At 59.5% G+C, this 3,181-nt stretch carries 4 protein-coding genes; all 4 read left to right on the top strand.

All coding sequences use genetic code 11. From position 1 onward, the window contains the following. The first annotated feature begins 174 nt into the window (after nucleotides 1-174). The 4 genes from HX801_RS31105 to HX801_RS31120 all read left to right on the top strand — a co-directional run bounded on the left by HX801_RS31105 (nucleotide 175) and on the right by HX801_RS31120 (nucleotide 3,142). Nucleotides 175-711 (top strand): DUF3833 domain-containing protein, encoded by a 537-nt coding sequence (locus HX801_RS31105; protein WP_177023378.1) that lies wholly within the window; start codon nucleotides 175-177, stop codon nucleotides 709-711. Between the two features lie 17 nt (nucleotides 712-728). After that, a complete protein-coding gene (locus HX801_RS31110) occupies nucleotides 729-1,034 on the top strand; it encodes a DUF6482 family protein (protein ID WP_177023379.1) in 306 nt (101 codons plus the stop codon). Then, nucleotides 1,031-2,572 (top strand): cryptochrome/photolyase family protein, encoded by a 1,542-nt coding sequence (locus HX801_RS31115; RefSeq protein ID WP_177023380.1) that lies wholly within the window; start codon nucleotides 1,031-1,033, stop codon nucleotides 2,570-2,572. Before HX801_RS31110 ends, HX801_RS31115 begins: the two co-directional genes overlap by 4 nt. 105 nt (nucleotides 2,573-2,677) lie before the next feature. Then, nucleotides 2,678-3,142, top strand: coding sequence for a hypothetical protein (locus tag HX801_RS31120; protein WP_003219875.1), 465 nt, complete (start codon nucleotides 2,678-2,680; stop codon nucleotides 3,140-3,142). Nucleotides 3,143-3,181 lie beyond the last annotated feature (39 nt).

Consider the following 3,181-nt stretch of genomic DNA (forward strand, 5'->3'; position numbering starts at 1 on the left):
CCCACGCAGAGCATGGGAACGATCATCTGCACTTGGTCCCCTGAGGCTGCATATACCCGCCATAAATGGGCAGGCCGGTAGCCGGTAACATCCTGGTAATGCGCTAAATACCTGTACAATTTTATTATTTTGTACAAGTATCAGCAGTATCAAGCCCTCTCGGGGAGAACCGCAATGACCCGTCTATTGGTTTCGCTGGCCCTGGTGTTGGGCCTGAGCAGTTGTGGCAGCGTGGATGTAAAACACTATGCCGACCAGCAACCGCAACTGGACCTGGTGAGCTTCTTCAGCAAGCCCGTCAAGGCCTGGGGAATATTCGAAAAGCGCTCAGGTGAAGTCGCCAAGCGTTTCGAAGTGAATATCGCCAGCCGCCGCGAGGGTGAAAACCTGATTCTCGACGAACGCTTTCTCTACAGCGACGGTACTCGCCAGCGGCGCGTCTGGACCCTGACCCCCGATGGCCCGAACCACTGGCGCGGCCGCGCCGACGACGTGGTCGGTGAAGCCAAAGGCGAAGTAGCCGGCAACGCACTGCGCTGGCGCTACGTCCTGAACCTGCCGGTTGATGGATCCGTCTACGAAGTGAGCCTCGACGATTGGATGTACCTGATGGACGAAGACACGCTGATCAACCGCTCCAGCATGTCCAAGTTGGGTGTGGAAGTCGGCCAGGTGACGTTGTTCTTCCGTCGCCAGTCTTCACAACCCTGACCGGTAAGGAGTGAACCATGAACCTGCAAGCCCTGACCAAACTGGCCACCCAAGGCGCTGTACGCGAAATGGAACTGCTGTCGCTGGAAGGTGGTTTCTATCTGGCGCGCGTAACGCTGGACCATGGCCAGTTCACGCTGCTGGACGAGTCGGCGAAGCCCATGCACTTTCGCTCCGTCAATCACTTGCGTGACGTGTTGCAGGCAGTCCCTGCGTTTCCCTGCACCCTGGTGCATCAGTGCGTGCATGACGAAATGTGCGGCCGGCGAGAAGGCGCTATCGAGCCACTGCGAACGCCATTTCCCCTGGAAGCGCCGTGGTGACCAAGGCAGTTCGAAACCTGTGCCTGGTGCTGGGCGACCAGTTGTCGTTTGACCTGGCCTCATTGGATGGGCTGGACAGCCAGCGTGATGCGGTCTTGATGGTCGAGGTCATGGAGGAAGCCAGCCATGTGCCCCACCATCCGCAAAAAATCGCCCTGGTCTTCAGCGCCATGCGCCATTTTGCCCAGGCGTTGCAGCAGCGTGGCTTGCGGGTGCAGTACGTGCCCGTGGACGATCCGCAAAACACCGGCTCGGTGCCCGGCGAGTTAAGGCGCTGGCAATCGCTGATGCAACCCCGGGAAATACACCTGACCGAATGCGGTGACTGGCGCCTGGAGCAATCCCTGAAGGACTGCGGTTTGCCGATCCAGTGGCATGCCGACCACCGATTCCTGTGCAGCCGTGACGCGTTCGCCGCTTGGGCCAGCGGTAAAAAACAGCTGCGCATGGAGTTCTTCTACCGGGAGATGCGCCGCAAGAGTGGGCTCTTGCTCAACGGTGACGGTACGCCGGTGGGCGGCGCCTGGAACTTTGATGCGGACAACCGCAAGGCATTGCCCAAGGGCACCAGGGCGCCCTACCCGGCGCGCTTCAGCTCGGACTCGATCACCCAGGACGTGCTGGCGCTGGTAGGTAAACACTTCAGCAGCCACTACGGTTCCCTCGACACCTTCGATTACCCCGTGACCCACGCCGACGCGCAGGCCCTCTGGAACTACTTTCTGGACTATGGCCTGGCGGGTTTCGGCGACTACCAGGACGCCATGGCCAGCGACGAGCCGTTCCTGTTTCACGCCCGTATCAGCGCAGCGCTGAACATCGGCCTGCTGGACCTGCGCCAGCTGTGCAGCGATGTGGAGGCGGCCTATTGGTCGGGCAGCATCGGGCTGAACGCTGCCGAAGGGTTTATCCGCCAACTGATTGGCTGGCGTGAATATGTACGCGGCGTGTACTGGCTGAAGATGCCCGACTATGCCGCTGGCAATGCATTCGGCAACAGCCGCCCGCTGCCGGAGTTCTACTGGACGGGCGAGACGCAAATGAACTGCATGCGCCAGGCGATCGGCCAAAGCCTGAAACATGCCTATGCCCATCACATCCAGCGGCTGATGGTCACCGGCAATTTCGCCCTGCTGGCCGGCATCGTGCCCAGCCAGATATGCGAGTGGTACCTGGCGATCTACATGGACGCGTTCGACTGGGTCGAGCTGCCCAACACCCTGGGCATGGTGATGCATGCCGATGGCGGTTACCTGGGTTCCAAGCCTTATTGCTCGAGCGGCCAATATATAAAGCGCATGTCGGACTACTGCCGAGGCTGTGCGTACAAAGTCACGGAAAGTACCGCTGACAATGCCTGCCCGTTCAATGCGCTTTACTGGCACTTCCTGATGCGCCACGGCGACCTGCTGCGGGGCAATCAGCGCATGGCCATGCTCTATAAAAATCTCGACCGCATGCCTGAATCCAAACAGGACGCGCTGTGGCAACGGGGCCAGAGTCTGCTGGCCAAGTTGGATGCAGGTGAAACGCTGTGAAATTTTCCGGCCGCTGCGAATTGTTGTGAAGCCGGTGATAAATGGCCAATTGCCCATGCTAACGTCGGCTTCGATGTCATCCAATTCATTGAGGGAGCAGCGCCGATGTCTACTACCGTAACACCCGCCGGTGGCGGACCGACCACTCAAAAAGCCTCGACGTCGGTATTCGACGACAAGTTGAATATTTCCAAGTCGAGCAAGGTCATCGCCGATTACATGCGCCAAACGGGCAAGTCGGCCATCACCAAGCAAGAGCTTTCGCAACTGGCCAGCAATGCCTCGGGCAAGGTGCCGGCCGATGTGAGCGCTGCGGCCCAGTACATGGAGCGCCATCCCGACGTGTTCACCGCGATCGAAACCCATGATGTGGCCGGTGCCGATAACTTTTCCGGGGTGTGGAACTTCGACTGGGCAGCCAACGGTGGGCTCAACGGCACGGCGACCGATGCCATCGCCAAGATGCAGGACACCTTTGATTTCGCGATCGCCAAGTCGGCGCAGATCACCGAGATCAGCACCGGCAAAAAGGCCGAGCTGGACTCGACCAAACAGCGGCCGCAGAACTAAATTTCCAGCTGCTACAAAAATCCAGTGTGGGAGCTGGCT

The sequence above is a fragment of the Pseudomonas sp. G1002 genome (assembly GCF_013385455.1).
GTDB lineage: Bacteria > Pseudomonadota > Gammaproteobacteria > Pseudomonadales > Pseudomonadaceae > Aquipseudomonas.

What these genes read in the sequence shown, in the direction of transcription:
- HX801_RS31120 (WP_003219875.1), top strand. Translation starts at nt 2,678, where the DNA reads ATGTCTACTACCGTAACACCCGCCGGTGGCGGACCGACCACTCAAAAA.
- HX801_RS31110 (WP_177023379.1), top strand. Translation starts at nt 729, where the DNA reads ATGAACCTGCAAGCCCTGACCAAACTGGCCACCCAAGGCGCTGTACGC.
- HX801_RS31105 (WP_177023378.1), top strand. Translation starts at nt 175, where the DNA reads ATGACCCGTCTATTGGTTTCGCTGGCCCTGGTGTTGGGCCTGAGCAGT.